At 40.3% G+C, this 23,805-nt stretch carries 22 protein-coding genes and 3 tRNA genes; 12 read left to right on the plus strand and 13 right to left on the minus strand.

Annotated features, from left to right (window positions below; translation table 11 throughout):
• Nucleotides 1–3: 3 nt before the first annotated feature.
• Both IAE19_RS08000 and folD read right to left on the minus strand, forming a co-directional pair.
• Nucleotides 4–672, minus strand: a complete 669-nt coding sequence (locus IAE19_RS08000) for a class I SAM-dependent methyltransferase (RefSeq protein WP_200460415.1) — start codon at nt 670–672, stop codon at nt 4–6.
• A 1-nt stretch (nt 673) separates the two neighbouring features.
• A complete protein-coding gene (folD, locus tag IAE19_RS08005) occupies nt 674–1,522 on the minus strand; it encodes a bifunctional methylenetetrahydrofolate dehydrogenase/methenyltetrahydrofolate cyclohydrolase FolD (RefSeq protein ID WP_200460416.1) in 849 nt (282 codons plus the stop codon).
• A 153-nt stretch (nt 1,523–1,675) separates the two neighbouring features.
• Here folD and IAE19_RS08010 point away from each other — a divergent pair.
• The 4 genes from IAE19_RS08010 to IAE19_RS08025 all read left to right on the plus strand — a co-directional run bounded on the left by IAE19_RS08010 (nt 1,676) and on the right by IAE19_RS08025 (nt 3,585).
• Nucleotides 1,676–1,749 (plus strand) — tRNA-Cys (locus IAE19_RS08010).
• Nucleotides 1,750–1,760: 11 nt separating this feature from the next.
• A tRNA-Leu gene (locus tag IAE19_RS08015) sits at nt 1,761–1,846 on the plus strand.
• A 416-nt stretch (nt 1,847–2,262) separates the two neighbouring features.
• Complete coding sequence (locus IAE19_RS08020; RefSeq protein WP_200460417.1) at nt 2,263–3,408, plus strand: glycerate kinase; 1,146 nt, start codon at nt 2,263–2,265, stop codon at nt 3,406–3,408.
• A gap of 91 nt (nt 3,409–3,499) precedes the next feature.
• Nucleotides 3,500–3,585, plus strand: a tRNA-Leu gene (locus tag IAE19_RS08025).
• A gap of 96 nt (nt 3,586–3,681) precedes the next feature.
• Here the strand turns inward: IAE19_RS08025 and IAE19_RS08030 are convergent.
• The 5 genes from IAE19_RS08030 to rlmE all read right to left on the minus strand — a co-directional run bounded on the left by IAE19_RS08030 (nt 3,682) and on the right by rlmE (nt 8,063).
• Nucleotides 3,682–3,996, minus strand: a complete 315-nt coding sequence (locus IAE19_RS08030) for a DUF5713 family protein (RefSeq protein ID WP_200460418.1) — start codon at nt 3,994–3,996, stop codon at nt 3,682–3,684.
• 54 nt (nt 3,997–4,050) lie between these two features.
• Complete coding sequence (locus IAE19_RS08035; protein ID WP_227610959.1) at nt 4,051–4,248, minus strand: hypothetical protein; 198 nt, start codon at nt 4,246–4,248, stop codon at nt 4,051–4,053.
• A 149-nt stretch (nt 4,249–4,397) separates the two neighbouring features.
• A complete protein-coding gene (gene folP, locus IAE19_RS08040; RefSeq protein ID WP_200460419.1) occupies nt 4,398–5,249 on the minus strand; it encodes a dihydropteroate synthase in 852 nt (283 codons plus the stop codon).
• 133 nt (nt 5,250–5,382) lie between these two features.
• A complete protein-coding gene (gene ftsH / locus IAE19_RS08045; RefSeq protein ID WP_200460420.1) occupies nt 5,383–7,278 on the minus strand; it encodes an ATP-dependent zinc metalloprotease FtsH in 1,896 nt (631 codons plus the stop codon).
• A 134-nt stretch (nt 7,279–7,412) separates the two neighbouring features.
• Complete coding sequence (gene rlmE / locus IAE19_RS08050; RefSeq protein WP_200460421.1) at nt 7,413–8,063, minus strand: 23S rRNA (uridine(2552)-2'-O)-methyltransferase RlmE; 651 nt, start codon at nt 8,061–8,063, stop codon at nt 7,413–7,415.
• Between the two features lie 220 nt (nt 8,064–8,283).
• Here rlmE and yhbY point away from each other — a divergent pair, with 220 nt between their 5' ends.
• Nucleotides 8,284–8,607, plus strand: a complete 324-nt coding sequence (gene yhbY / locus IAE19_RS08055; RefSeq protein ID WP_200460422.1) for a ribosome assembly RNA-binding protein YhbY — start codon at nt 8,284–8,286, stop codon at nt 8,605–8,607.
• A gap of 13 nt (nt 8,608–8,620) precedes the next feature.
• Complete coding sequence (locus IAE19_RS08060) at nt 8,621–9,157, plus strand: DOMON-like domain-containing protein (protein ID WP_200460423.1); 537 nt, start codon at nt 8,621–8,623, stop codon at nt 9,155–9,157.
• Nucleotides 9,158–9,225: 68 nt separating this feature from the next.
• Here the strand turns inward: IAE19_RS08060 and IAE19_RS08065 are convergent, their stop codons facing one another.
• Complete coding sequence (locus tag IAE19_RS08065; RefSeq protein ID WP_200460424.1) at nt 9,226–9,651, minus strand: hypothetical protein; 426 nt, start codon at nt 9,649–9,651, stop codon at nt 9,226–9,228.
• 319 nt (nt 9,652–9,970) lie between these two features.
• Here IAE19_RS08065 and carA point away from each other — a divergent pair, with 319 nt between their 5' ends.
• The 4 genes from carA (at nt 9,971) to IAE19_RS08085 (ending at nt 15,615) form a co-directional block, all read left to right on the plus strand.
• The gene (gene carA, locus IAE19_RS08070) at nt 9,971–11,125 is read left to right on the plus strand and encodes a glutamine-hydrolyzing carbamoyl-phosphate synthase small subunit (RefSeq protein WP_200460425.1); all 1,155 of its coding nucleotides are present in this window, start codon (nt 9,971–9,973) and stop codon (nt 11,123–11,125) included.
• Nucleotides 11,126–11,139: 14 nt separating this feature from the next.
• On the plus strand, nt 11,140–14,373 hold the full coding sequence (carB, locus tag IAE19_RS08075; protein WP_200460426.1) for a carbamoyl-phosphate synthase large subunit: 3,234 nt from the start codon (nt 11,140–11,142) through the stop codon (nt 14,371–14,373).
• 181 nt (nt 14,374–14,554) lie between these two features.
• Nucleotides 14,555–15,031 (plus strand): transcription elongation factor GreA, encoded by a 477-nt coding sequence (gene greA / locus IAE19_RS08080; protein ID WP_200460427.1) that lies wholly within the window; start codon nt 14,555–14,557, stop codon nt 15,029–15,031.
• A gap of 149 nt (nt 15,032–15,180) precedes the next feature.
• Nucleotides 15,181–15,615, plus strand: a complete 435-nt coding sequence (locus IAE19_RS08085) for a universal stress protein (protein WP_200460428.1) — start codon at nt 15,181–15,183, stop codon at nt 15,613–15,615.
• A 21-nt stretch (nt 15,616–15,636) separates the two neighbouring features.
• Here IAE19_RS08085 and IAE19_RS08090 read toward each other — a convergent pair whose 3' ends face one another.
• Nucleotides 15,637–15,945, minus strand: coding sequence for an MGMT family protein (locus IAE19_RS08090; protein ID WP_200460429.1), 309 nt, complete (start codon nt 15,943–15,945; stop codon nt 15,637–15,639).
• Nucleotides 15,946–16,235: 290 nt separating this feature from the next.
• On the opposite strand from IAE19_RS08090, the gene IAE19_RS08095 reads away from it, so the two are divergent.
• Entirely contained in the window at nt 16,236–16,679 is a 444-nt protein-coding gene (locus IAE19_RS08095) for a universal stress protein (RefSeq protein ID WP_200460430.1), read from the plus strand.
• Between the two features lie 81 nt (nt 16,680–16,760).
• On the opposite strand, the gene ppk1 is transcribed toward IAE19_RS08095, so the two are convergent.
• Entirely contained in the window at nt 16,761–18,854 is a 2,094-nt protein-coding gene (ppk1, locus tag IAE19_RS08100) for a polyphosphate kinase 1 (RefSeq protein WP_200460431.1), read from the minus strand.
• A 126-nt stretch (nt 18,855–18,980) separates the two neighbouring features.
• On the minus strand, nt 18,981–19,655 hold the full coding sequence (gene mtgA / locus IAE19_RS08105) for a monofunctional biosynthetic peptidoglycan transglycosylase (protein WP_200460432.1): 675 nt from the start codon (nt 19,653–19,655) through the stop codon (nt 18,981–18,983).
• Nucleotides 19,656–19,735: 80 nt separating this feature from the next.
• Here mtgA and IAE19_RS08110 point away from each other — a divergent pair, with 80 nt between their 5' ends.
• Complete coding sequence (locus IAE19_RS08110) at nt 19,736–20,548, plus strand: rhomboid family intramembrane serine protease (RefSeq protein WP_200460433.1); 813 nt, start codon at nt 19,736–19,738, stop codon at nt 20,546–20,548.
• A 32-nt stretch (nt 20,549–20,580) separates the two neighbouring features.
• Here the strand turns inward: IAE19_RS08110 and IAE19_RS08115 are convergent, their stop codons facing one another.
• Nucleotides 20,581–23,046 carry an ABC transporter permease gene (locus IAE19_RS08115; protein WP_200460434.1) on the minus strand — a complete coding sequence of 822 codons (2,466 nt, stop codon included), beginning with the start codon at nt 23,044–23,046 and terminating at the stop codon, nt 20,581–20,583.
• The gene (locus IAE19_RS08120; RefSeq protein ID WP_200460435.1) at nt 23,043–23,795 is read right to left on the minus strand and encodes an ABC transporter ATP-binding protein; all 753 of its coding nucleotides are present in this window, start codon (nt 23,793–23,795) and stop codon (nt 23,043–23,045) included. The genes IAE19_RS08115 and IAE19_RS08120 overlap by 4 nt, the downstream gene beginning before the upstream one ends.
• Nucleotides 23,796–23,805: the final 10 nt, after the last annotated feature.

Below are 23,805 nucleotides of genomic sequence, written 5' to 3' on the forward strand. Positions count from 1 at the left end.
ATATTACAGCGTTTTATAAAAACTAACATTACGAAACTCTTTAGCCTCATCCAGATCAGGCCATGTAGTGGCGCTGCGCTCATCAATTTTAATATATTTAGGATGACTAAAATTTTTGACCCGGCTATCGGCCACCCATACTTCGGATGCAAACTTTAAAAACTCATCCAGAAAAAAACGGTTACATTGGTCATATAACACATCGGCAGCAAGCAATATATCCACTTGTTCTGTCTTGTATAAATCATCCAGATACTCAAGCTCAACGTCATTGAGCAGTGCATTCTCACGACAGGCATTTAGGCTTACTGGATCAATATCACAACAAATCACACGTTTAGCACCAGCCATTTTTGCAGCAATCGCCACGACACCCGAGCCCGCACCAAAATCCAAGACCACTTTATCTTTGACATGTTCTGGTTCTGCCAGCAACCATTGTGCCATCGCTAAACCAGATGCCCAGCAGAAAATCCAATAGGGCGTGTCATTCCATATGCGTCGAATCACCTCATCATCCAATCGATCAGTGGGAAACACAGGTGGGATCAACCAAAGTGAAATAGGCGTTTCAGGCAACTGTTGTGCCATTAATTCACAGTGAGGAATGACATGATGAAGCGCCTCAAGCAAATGCTGAGGCGCTTTTGAAAATTGAAATGAACAGCTCATCTTAAGCTAAAGCTTTCTCAGCAGCTTCAACAGTTTGACGAATCAAAGTGGTAATGGTCATTGGTCCTACCCCACCTGGTACAGGAGTATAAGCAGACGCAACTTCTTCAATGCCTACTAATTGAATATCACCTACGCCGCCACCATCACGTGGATGGAAACCAGCATCAACCACAACCGCGCCCTGTTTAATCCAATCTTTTTGAATCAACTCAGCCTTGCCCACTGCACCCACAATAATGTCTGCCTGTTTTACAAAATCAGCGAGGTTTTGAGTGCGCGAATGACAAATAGTCACTGTAGCATTCGCTTCAAGTAGCATCGCTGCCATTGGTTTACCCAAAATTGCTGAGCGACCAACCACAACCGCATGTTTGCCTGCAATTTCGATCTTATTTTCTTTTAGAATAGTCATAATTCCCGCGGGTGTTGCAGAACCATATGCAGATTCGCCCATTGCCATACGGCCATAGCCTAAACACGTCACACCGTCCACATCTTTTGCCAGAGAAATAGCATCAAAACAAGCACGCTCATCGATTTGAGCAGGCACAGGATGCTGTAACAAGATTCCATGTACATCTGGATTTGCATTTAGTTTTTCAATTTCCGCTAAAAGTTGCTCTGTAGTCGTGTCTTGCGTTAATTCAATTTTGAGTGAATCCATTCCTACGCGGCGACAAGCATTGCCCTTCATTCGCACATACGTTGCAGATGCACCATCATCTCCAACCAAAATGGTAGCCAAAATTGGGGTACGTCCAGATTTTGCCTTTAATGCTTCTACACGTGTAAGCAAGTCAGCTTCAATTTGTTTTGCCAATGCACGACCATCAAGAACCAATGCCACAGCACATCTCCAAAGTAGATATGAATTCGATTTTGCAAATGATACATGATAATTGAGCCAATTTTATTTTAGATGTTGTTTTTCTGTGCATATTCGCTGAAATCACTATTGTTTTTTTTGTGAAGCTTGCTAATATGTGCATCACCAAATGATGGCGGGGTGGCAGAGTGGTCATGCAGCGGACTGCAACTCCGTGTACGCCGGTTCGATTCCGACCTCCGCCTCCAAATTTGGTCAAGCCCGGGTGGTGAAATAGGTAGACACAGGGGATTTAAAATCCCCCGCCCACAAAGCGTGCCGGTTCGAGTCCGGCCCCGGGCACCATCTTAAGATGATTAAGATGGTGTCAATAAAGAATCCAGCAGACGCTGGTTTTTTTATGCCTAGCATTTATAACAGCTTTCTTATAATTAGAACCAGCGCTAGACTTTTATAAAAATCGAATCATAAATGAGGATAAAACGATGTTTATAACACCATACACTCCCCGTGATAAATACAATAATTAAGAAATTTATGCCGTATTAACAGACTGCATAATCAACAAGGCACAGTAAAGCCAAGAACAAAACTCAGTCACCCATAACACCCAGCAAAGACTACTCGATCGATCATTGTTCAATCTTTATCATTTGTACTCACTTTTACAGCCCAATTAAAAAATTGAATATTACATTGAAGCAATGTTATCTTAAATTCGATTATATTCTGAATACCCACTAAAATTAGTAGTCTTGAAAATGCCCAAAACCTTTGTGCTTGCACCAGATTCTTTTAAAGAAAGCATGACAGCACTTGAAGCCTGTCACGCCATGCAAACAGGCTTACAAAGCATATTTCCAGACGCCCGTTTTATTTTGTGTCCCATGGCGGATGGTGGTGAAGGTACTGTAGATGCACTGGTTGATGCAAAACAAGGCCAAAGAATCAATCTCAACGTATCAGGTCCATTAACTTCTCAACAGATTTCGACTTATTTTGGCTTAATTAATCACGGAAAAACTGCCGTGATTGAAATGGCTAAGGCCAATGGCATTCACCTACTCTCCCCCAAACAACGCAATCCTTTACTGACTTCAACATTTGGTACGGGTGAAATGATTCGTGCCGCACTTGATCATGGTGTCACTCAAATCATTATTGGCCTAGGAGGAAGTGTTACTAATGATGCAGGTATGGGAATGGCCGTTGCTTTAGGGGCAAAATTTCTGGATCACAATCAACAAATAGTAAATCTTGGAGGCGGTTACCTTGACCAAATTCAAGCAATCGACATTAATCAGCTTGATCCTCGCTTGAAAAACGTTGAAATTATCATTGCTAATGATGTGAGCAACCCTTTACTCGGTGATGAAGGAGCCACACGAGTTTTTGGCCCGCAAAAAGGTGCAAACGCTGAAATGATTGAAAAACTTGAATCTAATCTCACCCATTTTGCTGATTTAATTGAAAAACAGCTCAATATTAAAGTTAAAGATACAGCAGGTGCTGGAGCTGCTGGTGGCCTCGCTGCTGGTCTTTTAGCATTTACCCCAGCCAAAATTCAATCTGGTGTAGAAACCATTATCGAACACACAAATTTAAAACAAGCTATTCAGCAAGCCGATTATGTTTTTACAGGTGAAGGTGCCATCGACTTTCAGACCAAATTTGGAAAAACTCCAATTGGAGTTGCCCGTATTGCCAAACAATACAACAAACCCGTCTTTGTTTGCGCTGGATATCTTGGCAAAGGAATCGAAACACTTTATCAAGAAGGAATCACGGCAATTTTTGGGATTCTGAATCAATGCAGCGATCTCGAAACAGCACTTGAAAATGGTTCAAAAAACCTTAGCACAAGTTGTGAGAATATTGGCAGACTCATCTGCGCACTAAATCCCTAATGATTAAATAGGGAGTAGTTGCCTGAAAAATCTACAAATAATTCAGGATATTCTTGCCAATAATAGGGAGTTCCTCTATTATTGCCGTCATGCCCGGGTGGTGAAATAGGTAGACACAGGGGATTTAAAATCCCCCGCCCACAAAGCGTGCCGGTTCGAGTCCGGCCCCGGGCACCATTTTAAAATAATTAAAATGGTGTTAATAAAGAATCCAGCAAGCGCTGGTTTTTTTATGCCTAAAATATTGAAAAGAAATAACATAGAGAGTGGTTATTACCATTCTCTACGAGCAACCAGCTCTTCTAAATCTATATCCATATATCCTGCATTCTGTACAACCATCATCATTGCTTCAGCAATATAATCAGTTGCAGTGTCATCCAGACTCGAATCCAGATCTTCAAATTCAGCCTTCATCTCATTAATTTTTAATAAGGTCAAATTTGCAAATTGATAAATCTCAGATTCCTCTTTAACAGAGACCTGAATTTTTTTGGAGAAATCAACGATATATTGCTTAATTTCAGCGACCAAAATCTGGGGATAATAGTCATCATCAAACATAGGGAGAAGAAGATCGTTCAACATGAATAAATACTTAACAATATTAAAATTCCGCGCTGCTTATAACATATCCTGAGATTAAATTCTCCCCCAATCTTCAAGAAGCTCAAGGTATAACTGATATTCTTTATAAATAAGCCAAGCAACAGCAAGCAATAGTATTGCAATAAATACAAATAGTCTATCTGCATAAAAAATCGCTAGAATAAGAAAAAAAATATCCAAAATAATAGAGGCAATAAAAATCATAAAAGCAAAAGGATGAATTTGCATCATAAATATTACTAATCAACTGAAGAATTGATCAGTAAATTAACATATGCTAAATTTTCAACCTTATCTCCAAACACTCAAAACTTCATCTTCTCAAACAACTGAATTGTTTTTCTGAAATATATAAAATTCCTCATTATGCTTTGTTTTTATTAAACCTCTAGCATTGCCTGCCAAACCCGAATAGCATCTACCGTTGCTTTGACATCATGTGCACGCACAATCGAGGCTCCCTGCTGAATACTTAACAAATGTGCTGTAACACTCCCGACCGCACGTTGCTGAGCATTTGCTCCACCCAATGCTTCACCAATAAAACGTTTGCGTGATAATGCAGATAAAATAGGATACCCCAACTCATTAAGTTTCCAGAATTCATTTAAGAGTTGTAAGTTTTGTTGGGCATTTTTAGCAAACCCAAATCCTGGATCAATAATAATATTTTCTGATTTCACTCCTGCAAGCAGTGCATCATCAATTCGTTGCCGTAATTCCTGCATCACGTCCAAGGTTACATCGACATAGTGATCCAACTGATTCATCGTAGTCGGCTCTCCACGCATATGCATAATCATGACGGGAATATCTAATGCTGTTGCAGTCTCCAAGGCCTCTGGACGAGTTAAAGCACGAACATCATTCCAGATATGTGCTCCAGCTTCAACAGCGGCTTTGATGACTTCAGGCTGGCTTGTATCAATCGATAAAATGACATCTTCTTTGGCCAATAGTTCAACCACTGGTACTACACGGCAAATTTCTTCCTTAATCTCAACTGGTGAAGCTCCTGGGCGTGTAGATTCCCCACCAATATCAATAATAGAAGCTCCATCTTCAATCATTTGCATAGCATATGCATAGGCTTGCTGTTTTTGATTATGCTGACCACCATCACTAAATGAGTCAGGAGTAACATTTAAAATGCCCATCACCTTTGGTTGAGATAAATCAAGTTGATGCCGGCCGCACTTGAGTTTTCGCTGAGGTAAAGGCATTAAACGCATTTTCTTACTCCTAAAGTCCAACTAAAGTTTAGCAGCATGTTCCAATAAAAGGATGGATTTAACTCAACGTCTAGCTGAATAATATCCAAATAAAAAGAGCTGCCGAAGCAGCTCTTATATATTCATCAGATCATTAACTCATAGAGGGTAATGGAGGTGGTGTTGAGGGACCACTACCAGGCGGATCCAAATCAACCACTGGATTTTCAGCAACATAGACTTTTGGTGGACGTGGTTCACGACCTTCCATAATGTCACGTACCTGCTCACGATCAATCGTTTCCCAATCCAGAAGTGCTTTGACCATAACATGAGCTTTATCCTTGTTGCTTTCAAGAATATCCCATGCAACTTTATATTGTTCATCAAGAATACGACGTACTTCCTGATCAACCTGTTGCTGAGTAGCTTCCGAAATAGTACGACTTCCAACGTTACCGAAGAAACCATTTTGATTTTCGTCTTCATAAACCATTACACCTAGTTTATCCGACATACCATATTTGGTAACCATCGCACGCGCCATTTTAGTTGCACGCTCAAAGTCATTTGAAGCACCCGTTGATTGCTGATTGATAAAAATCTCCTCAGCAATACGACCACCAAATAAAATCGAAATTTCATTGAGCATTTTATCTTTATAATGACTAATCTGGTCTTGTTCAGGTAGCTGCCAAGTCACACCCAATGCCCATCCACGTGGCATAATCGTTACTTTATGCACAGGATCGGTACCCGGCAAAGTCTCAGCAACAATCGCATGTCCAGACTCATGGTACGCGGTAGCACGACGCTCTTCTTCACGAAGAATCATCGATTTACGCTCAGGCCCCATATATATCTTGTCTTTAGCATCTTCAAAATCATGCATGTCCACCGTATTTTTATTACGACGAGCTGCAAAAAGAGCTGCTTCATTTACAAGATTTGCCAATTGTGCACCAGAAAATCCAGGTGTACCACGCGCCAAAACTTTTAGGTCTACACCTGTAACCGAAGGAAGTTTTTTCAAATGAACATTGAGAATTTGCTCACGCCCATTGATATCAGGTAAACCCACCATAACTTGTCGATCAAAACGACCAGGACGCAATAAGGCTTTATCCAAAACATCAGCACGGTTGGTTGCAGCAATGACGATCACGCCCTCATTACCTTCAAAACCATCCATTTCAACCAGCATTTGGTTCAACGTCTGCTCGCGTTCATCATGCCCACCGCCTGTACCTGAACCACGATGACGGCCTACAGCATCAATCTCATCAATAAAGATGATACAAGGCGCATGACGTTTGGCTTGTTCGAACATGTCACGCACACGAGATGCACCCACACCCACAAACATTTCAACAAAGTCAGAACCAGAAATACTAAAGAATGGAACTTTAGCTTCACCCGCAATCGCTTTGGCTAATAAAGTCTTACCTGTTCCCGGTGGTCCTACCATTAGTACACCACGAGGAATAGTTGCACCTAAGCGTTTGAATTTGGCAGGATCTTTCAAAAAGTCAACAATTTCAACTACTTCTTGTTTAGCTTCATCACAACCAGCAACATCCTTAAATGTCACTTTAATCTGGTCTTCTGAAAGCATCTTGGCCTTAGACTTACCAAAACTCATTGGTCCGTTCTTGCCACCAGCTCCCCCACCCATATTTCGCATAAAGAACATGAATAACAAAATGATGAGAAGTACAGGAAAACTAGCAATGAGAAGTTGCATCAACAAGCCTTGACGTTGAGGTGCTGTTCCTTCAACCACAACGTTATTTTTGTTCAGGCTTGGTAAAAGCTCGGTGTCTTCAACCTGCGGACGTACTGTCTCAAAATGAGAGCCGTTGGTTTTTTCACCACTAATATTTAAACCATCAATAGTGACTTGCTTAATTTGACCAGCATTCACCGCAGCGACGAATTCTGAATAATTCATTGCTGATGGTTTATTGCGGTCACTGATGTTACTGAAAATCAAAATCAGAACACCAAGTATTATTAGCCACAATACGGCATTCTTGAAGAGATCGCTCAAAGCTTTATTCCCATTATCAATCTAATTTGATCATGCCCATTACGGGGTAGACCCTAGTAAACAGCAAGTCTAATGCTTGCTACAAGTTGAAATTGTACAAAATGCACAATTTTTCTCGACTTGGCAAGTAAACTTTATCGCATTGCCTTTTTACGACCCTGCCCGATCAAAAATACTTCTTTAGAACGCGCACGGGAAGCTTCTGGTTTGGCAGTTTTCAATACATCAAAACTGTCGACGACTTGCTTTCGAAATTCATCGAAACCAGCACCCTGAAATACTTTTACCACAAATTGTCCATTTGGGCCGAGTACTTTCTGGGCGAAATCAAGAGCCAGTTCACATAAATAAATCTGACGGGGTTGATCTACAGCCCTATTACCTGATGTATTGGGGGCCATATCTGAAATTACAATGTCTACAACACGTCCATTTAAAATATTTAACAATTTTTCGAAGACTTCTTCTTCGCGAAAGTCACCTTGTAGGAAAGTAACATCAGGAAGTGCATCCATAGGTAAAATATCAGATGCAATGACCAGACCTTTACTTCCAACCAGTTTCCCTGCGATTTGCGACCAACTACCAGGAGCCGCACCAAGGTCAACCACTGTCATGCCTGGCTTGATCAGTTTATATTTTTCCTGAATTTCAAGAAGTTTGTATGCGGCACGGGCACGGTATCCCTCCTTTTGGGCTCTTTTAACAAAAGGATCATCAAGGTGTTCCCGCATCCACGCACGACTACTCTTAGATAACTTCTGATTGGTAATGCGTGTCGCCATAACTCACTAAATATTAAAAAACTTCTGACCTGTCATTGTACGTGAAAAATACAGATTTTGCAGTATGCATATGTATCTAAACAGCTCTCTTTGATTATATTTTTTTCAATGTTCATGATCGGATATTTTTGTATTTTTATCTGGCTTGTCTGCGTCTTGCTGCTATCTTAGATGCGGGATGCAAGTTATACTAGGTTGTTTTTACATTTAGGTAGTTTTCATGGCGGCTTTATCTATCCAAGAGCGCAAACGTTTACGTCAAATCGGACATGCACTAAATCCAGTGGTCATGATTGGTGGACAAGGTTTAACTGAAAACGTTATCGAAGAAACTCACCGTGCTTTAAACGATCATGAATTGATTAAAGTAAAAGTTGCTGGTGAAGATCGCGAAGTCCGTGCGCAGGTGATCGATGAACTGGCAAAAGCCACAGGCGCCGAAGCTGTTCAGAAAATTGGTAAAATTGTATTACTCTATAAAAAAGCACCCAAACAGAATCCTAATTTATCCAATCTCGTTCGTCACGCACATTTAGCCAAATAAATCGATTCCCATTATGGCAAGTTATGAATTGATGTCCTTTGATCGTTTTGACTCAATTTCATTGGTCGGAGCGATTGAACAACAATCTCCCTTTACCCTCAATGTTGGTTATTGGCTACGTGATCCTAATCATTTGATGGTTTGGCCTGAAAAGGTTGCGGCTCACCCGCGTCGTGATTTTTTATGGGAACAAACTTGTTATGAAATTTTTATTGGGGTTAAAAATCAGGATTATTATCGCGAGATTAATTTGTCTCCATCTGAAGCATGGCAGGCTTATCAGTTTGAAGAATATCGTTATCCTGAAAATTTACCGCCCCTAGCAGCTTATGACATTGAGTTAAATCAACTTAAAAGAACCCATTATGGTTTGAATGTCAGTTTAGATTTAGCTGAGTTTATGCAGAAGTATCAACTCAAATGGCCAGATCTATATGTGGGTTTATCCGCAGTTCTCAATACTTCACAGGGCATGCATTTTTATGCCATGCAACATAGTAGTCCTACTGCTGATTTTCATAATAAACGTGATTGGCTGCATGATTTTTAAGCATTAGAGATTATTTGCAAAACAACCAGTAAAAGTCATGTACTCTTACTGGTCAGTTGCTAGAGCGTTTAGCCTTCGCGTACTTTATTCCATGCTTCAACAGCATGTTCTTTTGAGCGTTTTAGGACATCTGTTAAAGTATCTTTGTGCTTTAAAGTGATTTGACTCAAATCATCTTTAATTTCACGACCAACTTTGCCTAGATCCTCTACCAATGTTCCAAACTCTTTTTTAATCACATCCCCAAGTTCAGTTAGATCACCTTGTGAATTGTTAAATTGAGATTTGATAACATCGACACGTTGTAACACATCTTCTTTAAGATGTGAAAATTGAGTTTGAAAAGTCTGATTCAATTCTTTCGCTTCAGCTTCAATTTTTTCCTGCGTTTCATTTAGAACTTCTTTAACCTGAGCTGTCGTTTCAGTATATAGCTGTTCAACTTGTTGTTGATGTTCTTCAACCACCGCCTTTAATGGTTTTTTTGCTGGCATACGCTTACCCTCTTCTTTTTGAATTATGACAGTCCCTAGTGTAAATCGATCAACATTTACTCAACATGTAAATTGTTAGACAATTTTTACTTTCAACAAAATTCCGATAAAAAAGCATGATTTTTTTAAATGCCGAAATAAGCATGGATTTCAGTTAAAACTCGTAGACTTGTGAGGGCTTCATGCGTATAATGCGCTGTTAAGTTATAAGCGAGCAGACCAAAAGGAGGGCGTGTTTTTGAAAGACAGCCGGCCTTTTTTTATGTCTACTCGCTTTTTTACAGCCCTATTTTTGTGGTTTTAATTCAGGAGCTTTGGTTTGAGCACCCCCGCCATTTTAGCCCTTGCTGATGGAACGATCTTTAAAGGTACGTCTATTGGTGCAACGGGATCAACGACTGGTGAAGTCGTTTTTAATACAGCCATGACTGGCTATCAAGAAATTCTGACCGACCCAAGTTATGCACAACAGCTAGTGACATTAACTTATCCTCACATTGGTAATACTGGATGCAATACTGAAGATACTGAATCTGGACGTATTCATAAAGTATGGGCTAATGGCTTAATCATTCGTGATCTTCCCCTACTCCATAGCAATTTCCGTGCAGAGCAATCATTAGGCGACTACTTACAACACAATAATGTCGTTGCGATTGCAGATATTGATACCCGTAAATTGACACGTATTTTGCGAGATAAAGGTGCGCAAAATGGCTGTATTCTTGCTGGTGAAAATATTACTGAAGAAGAAGCTTTGGCAAAAGCACGTGCCTTTGGTGGTTTAAATGGTCTAGATCTTGCCAAAGAATGTTGCGATCCAACTGGTTTTGAGTGGACTGAAGGTTCATGGGAATTAGGGACAGGTTTTAGTCAACCTGAATTAAAGTATCATGTCGTTGCATACGATTACGGTGTCAAAACCAACATCTTGCGTATGCTTGCCGACCGTGGATGTAAACTGACTGTGGTTCCAGCACAAACCCCTGCTGAAAAAGTACTCGCACTCAATCCAGATGGCGTGTTCTTATCAAATGGTCCTGGTGATCCAGCAGCATGTGACTATGCCATTGAAGCAGTAAAAACTATTGTTGAAACCACACATCTACCAGTATTTGGTATTTGTTTAGGCCATCAAATTTTAGCACTTGCTTCAGGTGCCAAAACCATGAAAATGAATCATGGTCATCATGGTGCTAACCATCCTGTACAAAACCTTGATCCTCTTAGCCCACATCACGGTACCGTGATGATTACCTCCCAAAACCACGGTTTTGCTGTTGATGAAAGTACCTTACCATCCAACTTAAAAGTGACACATCGTTCATTGTTTGATGGTACAAACCAAGGAATTCATCGTACGGACAAACCAGCATTTAGCTTTCAGGGTCACCCAGAAGCTAGCCCAGGTCCACATGACTGTGCCCCGTTGTTCGATCATTTCATCGAACTTATTGAAGCAGCTAAGAAGTAATTAAGGAGCGAATAATGCCTAAACGTACGGATATTAAAAGCATCTTGATTATTGGTGCGGGTCCCATTGTGATTGGTCAGGCGTGTGAGTTTGACTATTCGGGTGCACAAGCGTGTAAAGCGCTTCGAGAAGAAGGTTACCGCGTTATTTTGGTCAACTCGAATCCTGCGACCATTATGACTGACCCTTCAATGGCCGATGCAACCTATATTGAACCAATCACGTGGCAAACGGTTGCACAAATCATTGAAAAAGAACGTCCAGATGCCGTCCTCCCGACTATGGGTGGTCAAACAGCATTAAACTGTGCATTAGCACTTGATGAAAACGGCGTTTTGGAAAAATACGGCGTTGAATTGATTGGCGCGACTAAAGAAGCGATTGAAAAAGCTGAAGATCGTAAGCTATTTGATATCGCAATGCGTAAAATTGGTTTGGAATGTCCAAAAGCTGCGATTGCAGAAAACATTCAAGAAGCTTTAGATATTCAGGCAAAATTTGGTTTTCCTGTCATTATCCGCCCATCCTTTACTATGGGTGGTTCAGGCGGCGGTATCGCGTATAACCGTGAAGAATTCCTTGAAATTTGTGAACGTGGTTTTGACCTGTCTCCGACTCACCAATTATTGATCGATGAATCATTAATTGGTTGGAAAGAATACGAGATGGAAGTTGTGCGTGATAAAAACGACAACTGTATTATTGTCTGCGCCATTGAAAACTTTGACCCAATGGGTGTTCATACAGGCGACTCCATCACTGTTGCACCCGCGCAAACATTGACTGACAAAGAATATCAAATCATGCGTAATGCATCGATTGCAGTTCTTCGTGAAATTGGTGTAGAAACAGGCGGTTCAAACGTTCAATTTGGTATTAATCCTGAAGACGGCCGAATGGTTGTCATTGAGATGAACCCCCGTGTATCACGTTCCTCTGCTCTTGCATCAAAAGCAACTGGTTTCCCGATTGCCAAAATTGCAGCGAAACTTGCAGTAGGTTACACCCTTGATGAACTGAAAAATGACATTACTGGCGGTACAACCCCGGCGTCATTTGAACCATCAATCGATTATGTAGTCACTAAAATTCCTCGTTTTAACTTCGAGAAATTCCCACAAGCTGAACCTGTATTGACCACTCAGATGAAATCTGTAGGTGAAGTGATGGCGATTGGCCGTAACTTCCAAGAATCAGTGCAAAAAGCACTTCGTGGTCTTGAAGTAGGCGTGTGTGGTTTTGATGAGAAAATTGAAGCTGGTGCCACTAATGTAAAAGAAAAACTTTTACAAGAACTGAAAGTTCCAGGTCCAGAGCGTATTTGGTATGTGGCTGATGCTTTCCGTCACGGCTTCACGCTGGATGAAGTCTTTGAAGCAACTAAAATTGACCGTTGGTTCCTCGTTCAAATCGAAGATATTGTTAAAACTGAAGAACAAGTTAAAACTCTTGGTTTTGGTGATTTGAACGCTGACAATATTCGTTCATTTAAGCGCAAAGGCTTATCTGATCTGCGCATTGCCAACTTAATGGGAATTTCACAAAAGCAATTCCGTAAACAACGTTGGAACTTGGGCGTTTATCCAGTTTATAAACGTGTTGATACTTGTGCGGCTGAGTTTGAATCTTCAACTGCATATATGTACTCAACTTACGATGAAGAGTGTGAAGCAAATCCATCAAACCGTGACAAAATCATGGTGATTGGCGGTGGCCCGAACCGTATCGGTCAAGGGATCGAGTTTGACTACTGCTGTGTACATGCGGCGCTTGCGATGCGTGATGATGGCTATGAAACGATTATGGTCAACTGTAACCCTGAAACGGTTTCAACTGACTATGACACTTCTGATCGTTTATACTTTGAACCTGTAACACTTGAAGATGTTCTTGAAATCGTACGTACCGAAAAGCCTAAAGGTGTGATCGTACAGTACGGTGGTCAAACACCATTGAAATTGGCACGTGCTTTAGAAGAAGCAGGGACTCCAATTATCGGGACATCACCTGACGCAATTGACCGTGCTGAAGACCGTGAACGTTTCCAGCAAATGATTCAACGTCTACAGCTTCGTCAACCAAACAACAGCATTGTGAAGTCTGCTGAAGAAGGTATTTCTGAAGCAGCTAAAGTTGGTTATCCACTCGTTGTCCGTCCATCTTATGTATTAGGTGGTCGTGCTATGGAAATCGTATATAACGAAGATGAACTTAAACGTTATCTTCGTGAAGCAGTACAAGCATCTAACGAAGCTCCTGTCCTGCTGGATCGTTTCCTTGATGATGCTACCGAAGTTGATGTGGACTGCGTCTCTGACGGTAAAGATGTGGTGATTGGTGGAATCATGCAGCATATTGAACAAGCCGGTATTCACTCAGGTGATTCAGCATGCTCGATTCCTCCATACTCACTTTCTCAAGAAGTTCAAGATGAAATGCGCCGCCAAACAGTTGCAATGGCTAAAGAACTTGGCGTTGTGGGTTTGATGAATGTACAGTTTGCCGTGAAGGGCAATGATATTTATATTCTTGAAGTCAACCCACGTGCATCACGTACTGTTCCTTTCGTGTCTAAATGTATCGGTGAATCTTTAGCCAAAGTTGCTGCGCGTTGTATGGCGGGTCAATCACTGGAATCGCAAGGTTTCACCAAAGAGATTATCCCGACTCACTTTGCAGTAAAAGAAGCGGTATTCCCGTTTGCTAAATTCCAAGGTGTTGACCCAATGCTTGGGCCTGAGATGAAATCGACAGGCGAAGTTATGGGTGTAGGTACAACCTTTGGCGAAGCATTCTATAAAGCTGTATTAGGCTCAAATGAACGTTTACCGGGCTTACCAACAGAAGGCGAAGTAAAGCATGCTTTCTTGTCGGTCCGAGAATCAGACAAGAAATATATTGCTGATATCGCAAAGAAACTGGTTGATTATGGCTTTAAACTAGTAGCAACAGGTGGAACTTATCAGGTCCTTAAAGATGCAGGTTTGGAATGCGAACGTGTAAATAAAGTAACTGAAGGCCGTCCACATATTGTTGACCGCTTGAAAAATGGTGAAATACACCTTATTGTCAATACCACTGAAGGTAAACAAGCTCAGTATGATTCTGCCATGATTCGTCGTGCTGCCCTACAGGGCAAAGTGTATTACACCACTACGATTAATGGCGCTGAAGCGGTTTGCCAAGCCTTTGCAATTCAATTGCCAATGGATGTATATCGTTTGCAAGATTTACAAACTGTAGGTTAATTCGTTACTGATAAGCCCGTCATCTTATCGGTGGCGGGTTTTTTGTTTTTTTTAAAAGAGAGTTTACTGATATTTCGCTACCTTTCGGCAGGAGCCAAAAGCGTAAAATGCAATATTATTATGCATTTAGATATGAATTTATCAATAAATACTCACTCCCATTTCATTTAGAGGGACTAGAATGCAACGTTATCCAATGACTCCCGAGGGCAAAGAAGCTCTAGAGAAAGAATTACACCAACTGAAAAGTGTTGAACGTCCACGTATTACTCAAGCGATTGCTGAAGCACGTGAACACGGTGATTTGAAAGAAAATGCTGAATATCATGCTGCACGTGAGCAACAAGGTTTTTGTGAAGGCCGTATTCAAGATATTGAAGGTAAATTAGGCGCAGCTCAGGTTATTGATATTCACGAACTTGAAAAAAATGGTCGTGTTGTTTTTGGGGTAACCGTGACCATTGAAAATTTAGACACGGAAGAACGCAAAACCTATAAAATCGTGGGTGACGATGAAGCTGATTTTAAAATAAATAAAATTTCAGTGAACTCACCTATCGCACGTGGTCTTTTAGGAAAAAGTGAAGGCGATGAAGCCAAAATTGTGACGCCTCAAGGTGAGGTTGAATATGAAATCGTGAATGTAGAATACATTTAATGATCAGGCCTCCTTAGGGAGGCTTTTTTTATATTTAAAACGTAATTTATTACAAAAAAAATTCTTTTTATTAATCATATAACCTATTCGATTTGAATATATGCTACAAAACTATTAGATCCATGATTTTTATAATAAGGTTAATCCACATGAGCTACCCTCATATTCTCATCGCAATTGATGATTCTGCCCCTTCTGTTATTGCATTAAAGCAAGCACTCAAACTTGCCCAAGATTTAAACAGCAAAGTCACGCTTGTAGAAGTGATGCAGTTAGATCCAATTACCGCTGAAGAATACGTTAAAACTGGACAAAGCAATGAATATATTGAACGGGCCAGAAATTATATTTTAGAATCTTTAGCCACAATTAAGGCCGAATATGCTTCAACCCTTGAAATATCGACTCAATTACTCGAAGGTTTCTCGGTTGCTGATGCGATTAATCAGGCGGCCCAAGAATTACATGTAGATTTAATTGTGATGGGTTCTCATGGACGCACTGGAATCAAAAAAATTGTATTGGGTAGCGTTGCACAGAAGGTTCTTAATGAAAGTTCTATACCCGTTTTAATTGTTAAATAAAGAGTAAAGAGTGTTTAACAATTAACTCCACTGATATTTCTTTAATTTAACTTTTCTATCGAGTACAACTACACCTTCTTCAAGCAGCTTTACCTGCTGAATATTTTCACCCTGAAAGTTTAGTCGCGTGGTACTAATTTTTCCTTGCGAGTTAATTACCCGGTGCCACGGTATTTCACTGTCTGGATCAAGATGCTTAAGTACATAACCGACCAGCCGGGCATGTTTAGGCAATCCTGCTAGTTGTGCAATCTGTCCATAGGTGGCTACTTTCCCATAAGGAATCAGAGCAATCACTTCCAGTATTTGTAGATAAAGTTCTTTTGACATACAGATATATTTTTAAGGAACTATGCCATTAATTTTATTATAAAACCGACTATCACATATACTTAAAATGAAACGACGAAACCTCAGCCATCGTAAAATTCCGATTAAAATTTAACTTTAGTTTTAGACAAGATCATAATTCACAAATTTATGCTAATGTAGAATTAGCAACATTTTAATATCAATATTGAATGAATCAGATCAATTGTATTAATTTCACAACATTCTGATTTTAAATAACTTTAAATAAATATTTCATACAGTTCACAACGAAAAAGGAGTACATTATTATGTCCTACCAACATATTTTAGTTCCTGTAGATGGTTCACCAACATCATTAGCCGCCGTTAATCAGGCCGCCAATCTTGCAAAAACCTATTCTAGCCAAGTCACTCTCTTATTAGTCATTACGATCGATCCATTTATAGGGGTTGAATATATTAATGCACAAAATCAAAAAGAAGATGCTTTAAATCATAGTCAAACCATGATCAAAGGCATTTTAGATGAAGCAAAACAAAAGTTTGCAGATCAAGGAATAGACGCGAAGACTAAAGTTGTGGAAGGACAGGAAATTTATAAAGAAATTGTAAAAGCCGCCACCGATTTAAATGCAGATCTGGTGGTCATTGGTTCACATGGACGCACAGGAATCAAAAAACTTGTACTGGGTAGCGTGGCACAAAAAGTTTTAGGTGAAGTTCATGTACCTGTTTTAGTCGTCCGTGAATAATACGATAAAATTTAAAAATAAAAAAAGAGAATCCTGCGATTCTCTTTTTTTAATACAATTTTTTTAAAAAATGATTGAATGCTATTTAAAAAGCTCTAATAGAGTCTGTTGGGCATTATGCGGTTCTTCACCTTCAGCTAATTGAGCGCGAACCCATGTACCATCGCCCCGTAATAACCATGCCTGTTGATTATCTTTAAGATAATTCACTAACCCCTGTTGATAGATGCGTTTCTTTAACACAGGATCTTCAACGGGAAAACACGCTTCCACACGATTAAACAAATTACGATCCATCCAGTCGGCACTTGAACAATAAATCCGAGCATCACCGTTATTGCTAAAATAATACACACGCGTATGTTCTAAAAAGCGACCAACAATAGATCGCACACGGATATTTTCTGAAAGGCCAGGTAAACCAGGACGTAAACAGCAAATGGAACGAATGATCAAATCAATTTTAACGCCCGCTTGTGATGCTTCATACAATTTATTAATCAATTGCATTTCAGTTAGCGCATTAACTTTGACAATAATTTGAGCAGATTTTCCAGCTTTGGCATTGGCAATTTCATCGTCGATAAAATTGATTAGTTGTGCATGTAAAGTAAATGGCGCATGTAATAATTTCTTTAATTTTGCCATTTTGCCCATACCTGTCAATTCTTGAAAGATACGATGCACATCATCACACAGTTCTTTATCTGTGGTCAGTAAACCATAGTCAGTGTATATACGAGCATTGCCCGCATGATAGTTACCTGTACCCAAATGCACATAACGAACTAGTTTATTATTTTCTCGACGCACCACCATAATCATTTTGGCGTGAGTTTTATAACCAACAATACCATAAACGACTACCGCCCCTGCCTCTTGTAGCAAGTTAGCCACTTCGATATTAGATTCTTCATCAAAACGCGCACGTAGCTCAATGACGGCTGTAACTTCCTTACCGTTACGTGCAGCTTCTGCCAAAACCTGTACAATTTCAGAATCCGCGCCACTACGGTATAACGTCTGTTTAATTGCAAGGACCTGAGGATCACGTGCTGCTTCACGTAGCAAGTTAATCACGGGTGCAAAAGATTCAAATGGATGGTGGAGTAAAATATCCTGCTTTTGCATAGCGGCAAAAATATTTTCAGATTTTTTCAATATTTTGGGAATAACAGGCGTATGCGAATCATAGCGTAAATGCGGACGTTTAAAATTTGACAATAACCGTGCAAGGTTGACTGGACCATCGACTTTATAAAGTTGTTCGTCATCTAGATCAAACTCATCCAGCAAATATTCGTAAATATGCTTTGGACAGTTTTCAGTCACCTCTAGACGTACTGCACGACCAAAACGCCGTGAACTCAACTCACCTTTTAAGGCTTTGGCCAAGTCTTCGACATCTTCATTTAATGCTAAATCTGCATTACGAGTAACACGGAACTGGTAACAGCCTGTCGCGGTCATTCCTGGAAAAAGGTCAGAGATATGTTCATGAATAATAGCTGAAAGCATTACATGATGTTCTTTACCGCCTGTTAACTCATCAGGCAAGCGTACAACGCGCGGTAATGAACGCGGTGCTGGTACAACTGCTAGATCAATCTGACGTCCAAAGGCATCTTTACCTTCTAAAGTCACAATAAAATTCAGACTTTTATTCACCAAGCGGGGAAATGGATGCGCAGGATCTAAGCTGATGGGAGTTAATACAGGTGCAACTTGTTCCTGAAAATATTTTTTAATCCATGAAGACTGCGCAGGTGTAAGTTCACCACGACGCAGAAAGCAAATATCTTCGTCGCGAAGTTTTGTCAAAATTTCTTCATTTAAGATACGATATTGACGTTCAATCGCTGCATGTGCCGTTTCAGATATTTGATCTAAGACTTGTCGTGGTGTTAAACCATCTGGGCTACGGCTTTCATTTCCCAGATACATTTGCTCCATTACACCCGCAACACGAATTTCAAAAAATTCATCCAGATTACGCGAGAAAATTAATAGGAAATTCATCCGCTCTAAAAGTGGATGCAGTGGATCAACCGCCTGTTCCAATACGCGTAGATGGAAATCGAGAATTGAAAGTTCACGATTAATATAGCGATTGTTATAGGTATACTCCGCTTCTGTCGGCGTAGTTTCTGATGGAGTTGTAATCGCGGTATTCATGCATTCAACCTAAGGTTATAAATTTTTGATGCCTGTTATTAGTATGCTGCAAAATTATGACAATTTCATAAAAAAAGCCCGTTTTCACAAGCTTTTTTAAAAATTACTACAATTCATGCGGGGGGCTTAAGGAGTCTGGCTATAACGCATATATTTTAAGGCAAAACGCTGTTTAAATTTAAACTTTGGATCATTCCGATTTTCTTGATAGCCCTTTGGATTAGGCAATAACGCAGCCAAAAAAGCTGCTTGCTGATTGGTTAAACTTTTGGAGCTTTTATGAAAATAGTATTGGGAAGCCGCTTCGACACCATAAATGTTATCTCCAAATTCGACGGAGTTCATATACACTTCCAAAATGCGCTGCTTTGACCACATTCGCTCCATCATCCACGTTGCAACTGCTTCCTGACCTTTACGAATAAATGAGCGCTTATTATATAAAAATAAATTCTTTGCCAATTGCTGTGAAATGGTTGATCCACCATTTACCACTTCACCTGATTTTTCATTTTTCTCGAGGGCATACTGAATTCCATCCCAGTCAAAACCATGATGCTGCAAGAATTTACCATCTTCAGCCGCAACCACCGCTCGTTTAAATGTGTCACTGATATGATCATAGTCACGCCATTCATGCTTCAGCGGTTCTGAAGGATCCGACCAATAATCGATACGCATGAACATGGTGGTTTCTACAGGATGAGTCCGCCACCAAGCCAAACTACAAAAAATCCATAACTGCACCAAAAGAATAAAACTGACAAGAATTAAAACAGCGCGAACAATAAATTTCTTCATGCCAGTAGGGTTCTCCAGAAATCAGCATATTTCATGTTAAGCTTGATACAAGCATTATTGATATATAACAAAAGCATATCATGTCTGAATATAGTCCTCCTCAAATAAATCGTAAACTTGAAGTGAATCAGTGGTGGATTACCGCGATTTTAATTGCCATTAATGTTGGTTTATATGGCTGGCAAGTATTGTCAGGTGTCGATGCCACCAGCCCCACAACAGCTGACGCAATACGTTGGGGTGCAGACTTTTCACCCATGACTTTTTTGGAGCAACCACAGCGGTTATTTACCAGCATGTTTTTTCATTTTGGTTTAGTGCATCTTATGCTGAACATGTGGGCATTATATATTTTCGGCAGTATTGCCGAGCAAATGCTTGGACGTTTTTATTTCATTGGTTTGTATTTGCTTGCGGGTTTGATGGGAAGTTTACTTAGCAGTTATATGACCATTCGTGACAGCTATGCCTTACTTGAACATTTTGATCCATCCCTTTTACCTCACGTTGGTGCAGGCGCTTCTGGTGCCGTAATGGGACTTGGAGCAGCATTAACCATATTAGCATTAGCGCCTCCCTTACCTTATCAACGTTTCATTCTGGATAAAAAGTCACTATTGATAGTGATGGCGATTAACCTTGCTTTTGGTTTCATGGCGGCAGGCATTAATAATGCAGCGCATATTGGCGGAATGATCATGGGGGCTTTGTTGGCGCTCATTTGGTATATCAGTCAAAAAACGAATATGACCCAGATAGGCCCGATAATTGGATTGGTGATTGCCGCAGTGACTTGTACCCTATTTTATCAATACTGTATGAGCCTGATTCCACCCATTGAGCCTCTTTGGCAGGAAATTTTGGCACATATGAAAAGCCAGCTGGGTATATAGCTGGCTTTTCATGATTTACTTCAATTCACCGTTTAGGACGGATTAATTTCTCTTAAACTTTGTAAAGGTGGAATATCACATAAGTAACTCAGTCGATATCGCCCGATCAAGCCACAAATCAACATCATGGCAACAGGTAAAATCAGCCAGATTTCAGGGTGCCACTGCAAGCCAATATTCATTTTATAACTAGCAATAGCACTAATAATCTCAGCAAAGAAACAAGAGACAATGCCTGCAATTAAGCCAATCAATCCAACTTCCAGACTTAGCATTTGCTTAAGCTTTAATTTTGACATACCAAAGGAACGCATCAATGCCACTTCACGACGGCGTTCATCCATAAGCAGGTTTAGACAAGCTACCAGAACGAGAACACCAGACACTCCTACCAATATGGCCAAGACAGTAATCACTTGGACCAACACACTGACCAGTCTCTTAATTTCATCCAGTATCAAGCTGACATCGATAAATACAGTATTTGAAAATCGTTGAATAACCTGAATCAGTTTATTTTTATCCTGAGGCGGTACATAAAAACTGCCTAAATAACTTCCTGCATTTTCATCCATGCTATGCGGTGAAAAAATAAAGAAGAAATTAGGGCTAAAGCTTTCCCATTGTACCGTTCGCAAGTTGACAACCGTTGCAGATAAAGCGCCTTCGGCTAAATTAAAGCTTAGCTTATCCCCTACTTTTATGCCTAACTCTTCAGCGAGTTTAGCCTCAACCGACACTTGATTGGTCTGATTAAATAAAGGCTGCCCCTGTGTAATGACATTATCCTGTGGCAATGTCGTTGCCTGTGTCAGATTAAGTTCACGACGTAGTGAATTATTGCGCTGAATCAATTCAGTTGAAAATGGCTGATCATTCTTCCCCACCAATCTTCCACGAATATTGGGATATAAGGGAGTAGCTTTCCAGCCATTGTGCTCAAGTTGTTGCTTAAACTCTGGCATATCAAAAGGCGGTAAACCGTACACAAATTGATTAGGCGTTCCTTCAGGCAATTGTTGCTGCCAACGCTGTAACAGATCTGTACGTAAAACGGTCAATACTGTAATTAGACTTAAACCTAAAGCCAATGCCGTAACCTGTAGTGCAGTATGCGCAGGTGTACGCACATAGACTGAAAACTGATTTTTACGTTGTTTGAAAAATTTTAATAAACTCCAAACCGCACCATATAAAATCGCACTCAGTAATAAAATAGCAATCAACATTAATCCACTCAGTTGAATATTTTCACTTAGTACCATGCTAAAAATAGCCAAACTGAAAACACCAGCTAAAAACATAAAAGCAAATGAACGGCTAGAACGGCTTTCCTGTCGAATCACTCGAATTGGAGGTGTATTTAATAACTCCCAGATACTTGGCAAGATAAACCCTGCCATTACCACCATACTGGTAAAAATCGCAATCGGTAATGGCCCGAATAAAAACGCAATGACAGAAAAACTTAACTGTAATTGGGGAATCAATTGCAACATTAGTTGTAACAGACCATAACCTAATACCACACCCAGCAGCGAACCAATCAAAATCGAAATTAAACTCACTAAACTTAGCAAGCCAAGATAGGCCCAAACAATTTGGACACGTGTTGCTCCCAGACAGCGCATTAGGGCAATATGATCCTGATTTTGTTGTACATAACGCTGACTGGTTAAAGCAATTGCTATACCGCAGAGCAAAATGGTTAAAATATTAGCTAATTGTAAAAATGTATCCAGATTTTCAATGGGCTTCATTAAACGTGTATTGCCCTGTGCCGCGTTTCGCAGTCTTAAACTGGACTCAGGGTCTGCTTCTGCATCCTCTTTAACATGGTGTTGCTGCTTAAAAATTTTCTCGAAATTTTTAATATTTTCAGGAGAACCCGACATCAGCAAACGATATTCTATACGACTGCCTACTTGAATCGCATTGGTTTGGGCAATATCTGCCTGATTGATCATGACAGTGGGAGAAAATCCAGAAAAACCCAATTCCTGATTGGAATCATGCGTAATGATACCTGCGACCTTAAACTCCCCATCTGCAATAAAAATTTGTTCTCCTAGTTTGACTTTGAGTAAATCCATGGCACGTGGACTCAGCCAGATGTCGCCCGTTTTTATCTGTTTTGCTTCAGGTTCAATCTGTAATTTTCCGCGTAAGGGGAAATGGGTGTCGATTGCCTTGACATTGACCATTACAAATTGATCATGAGTCCGTGCCATTGAACTAAATACGGTGACATCGGATTGTTGGAAATTTTCAGCACTCGCTTTTTGCTTCCATGTATCTGCAATCGGTTCATTATCAGAAAGAACCAAATCAGCCGCAAGCATTTCAGCCGCTTGCAAAGTTACTGCATTTTGAATCTGATCATTACTAAACTTGAGTGCCGTGGTCGCGCTAATAGCCAGTGACAAGGCAATGATTAAAAGATAAATACCACCTGTACGAAAACTCTGAATAAATAAAGGTTTTAGCAAAGAACTCATGTTCCGCTCCCTGCCTGATCCTTCGTTGAAGGAACTTGATCTACTAACAATGAGCTGGCAATGCCTTGTTCTTCAACTAGCTTTCCCTCAATCAACTGTAAACGGCGCTGACACATTTCTGCCAGTTTTGCATCATGCGTCACCAGAATCAACGTGGTTCCTAACTCACGATTGAGTTCAAACAACAATGTTTCTATTTCCTGTGCGGTTTGCCCATCGAGATTACCTGTGGGTTCATCAGCAAAAATAATTTTAGGCGCTGCAATTAATGCTCGGGCAATCGCCACACGTTGTTGTTCACCACCCGATAATACTTTAGGTGTTTGCAATGCCTGACGTTCCAATCCTACTCGTTTTAGCCAAGATAATGCTTTTTGTTCAGCCACCTGATACTCAAAATGAGGTTGTAACCTCAGTGGTAGCATGACATTTTCCAATGCACTCAAATGGGGTAATAGTTGAAAAGATTGGAATACAAAACCGATATTTTCCAGACGTACTTTTGCACGCGCTTCTTCATTAAGTTGATGCACCGCTTGTCCACAGACCCATACTTCACCAGAACTCGGCTGATCTAGCGTTGCCAATATACCCAACAATGTAGATTTTCCAGAACCTGAACGTCCAGTAATCGCGACCTGCTCTCCAGCATAAATTTCGAGATTAATATCACTAAGAATAGTTAGAACTTTGTTATTTAATTGAATCGTTTGTGTCAGTTGGTGGGCAGAAATAATCGGTTGTGGCATGATGGTCACT

The sequence above is a fragment of the Acinetobacter sp. S40 genome, from assembly GCF_016624705.1.
GTDB lineage: Bacteria > Pseudomonadota > Gammaproteobacteria > Pseudomonadales > Moraxellaceae > Acinetobacter.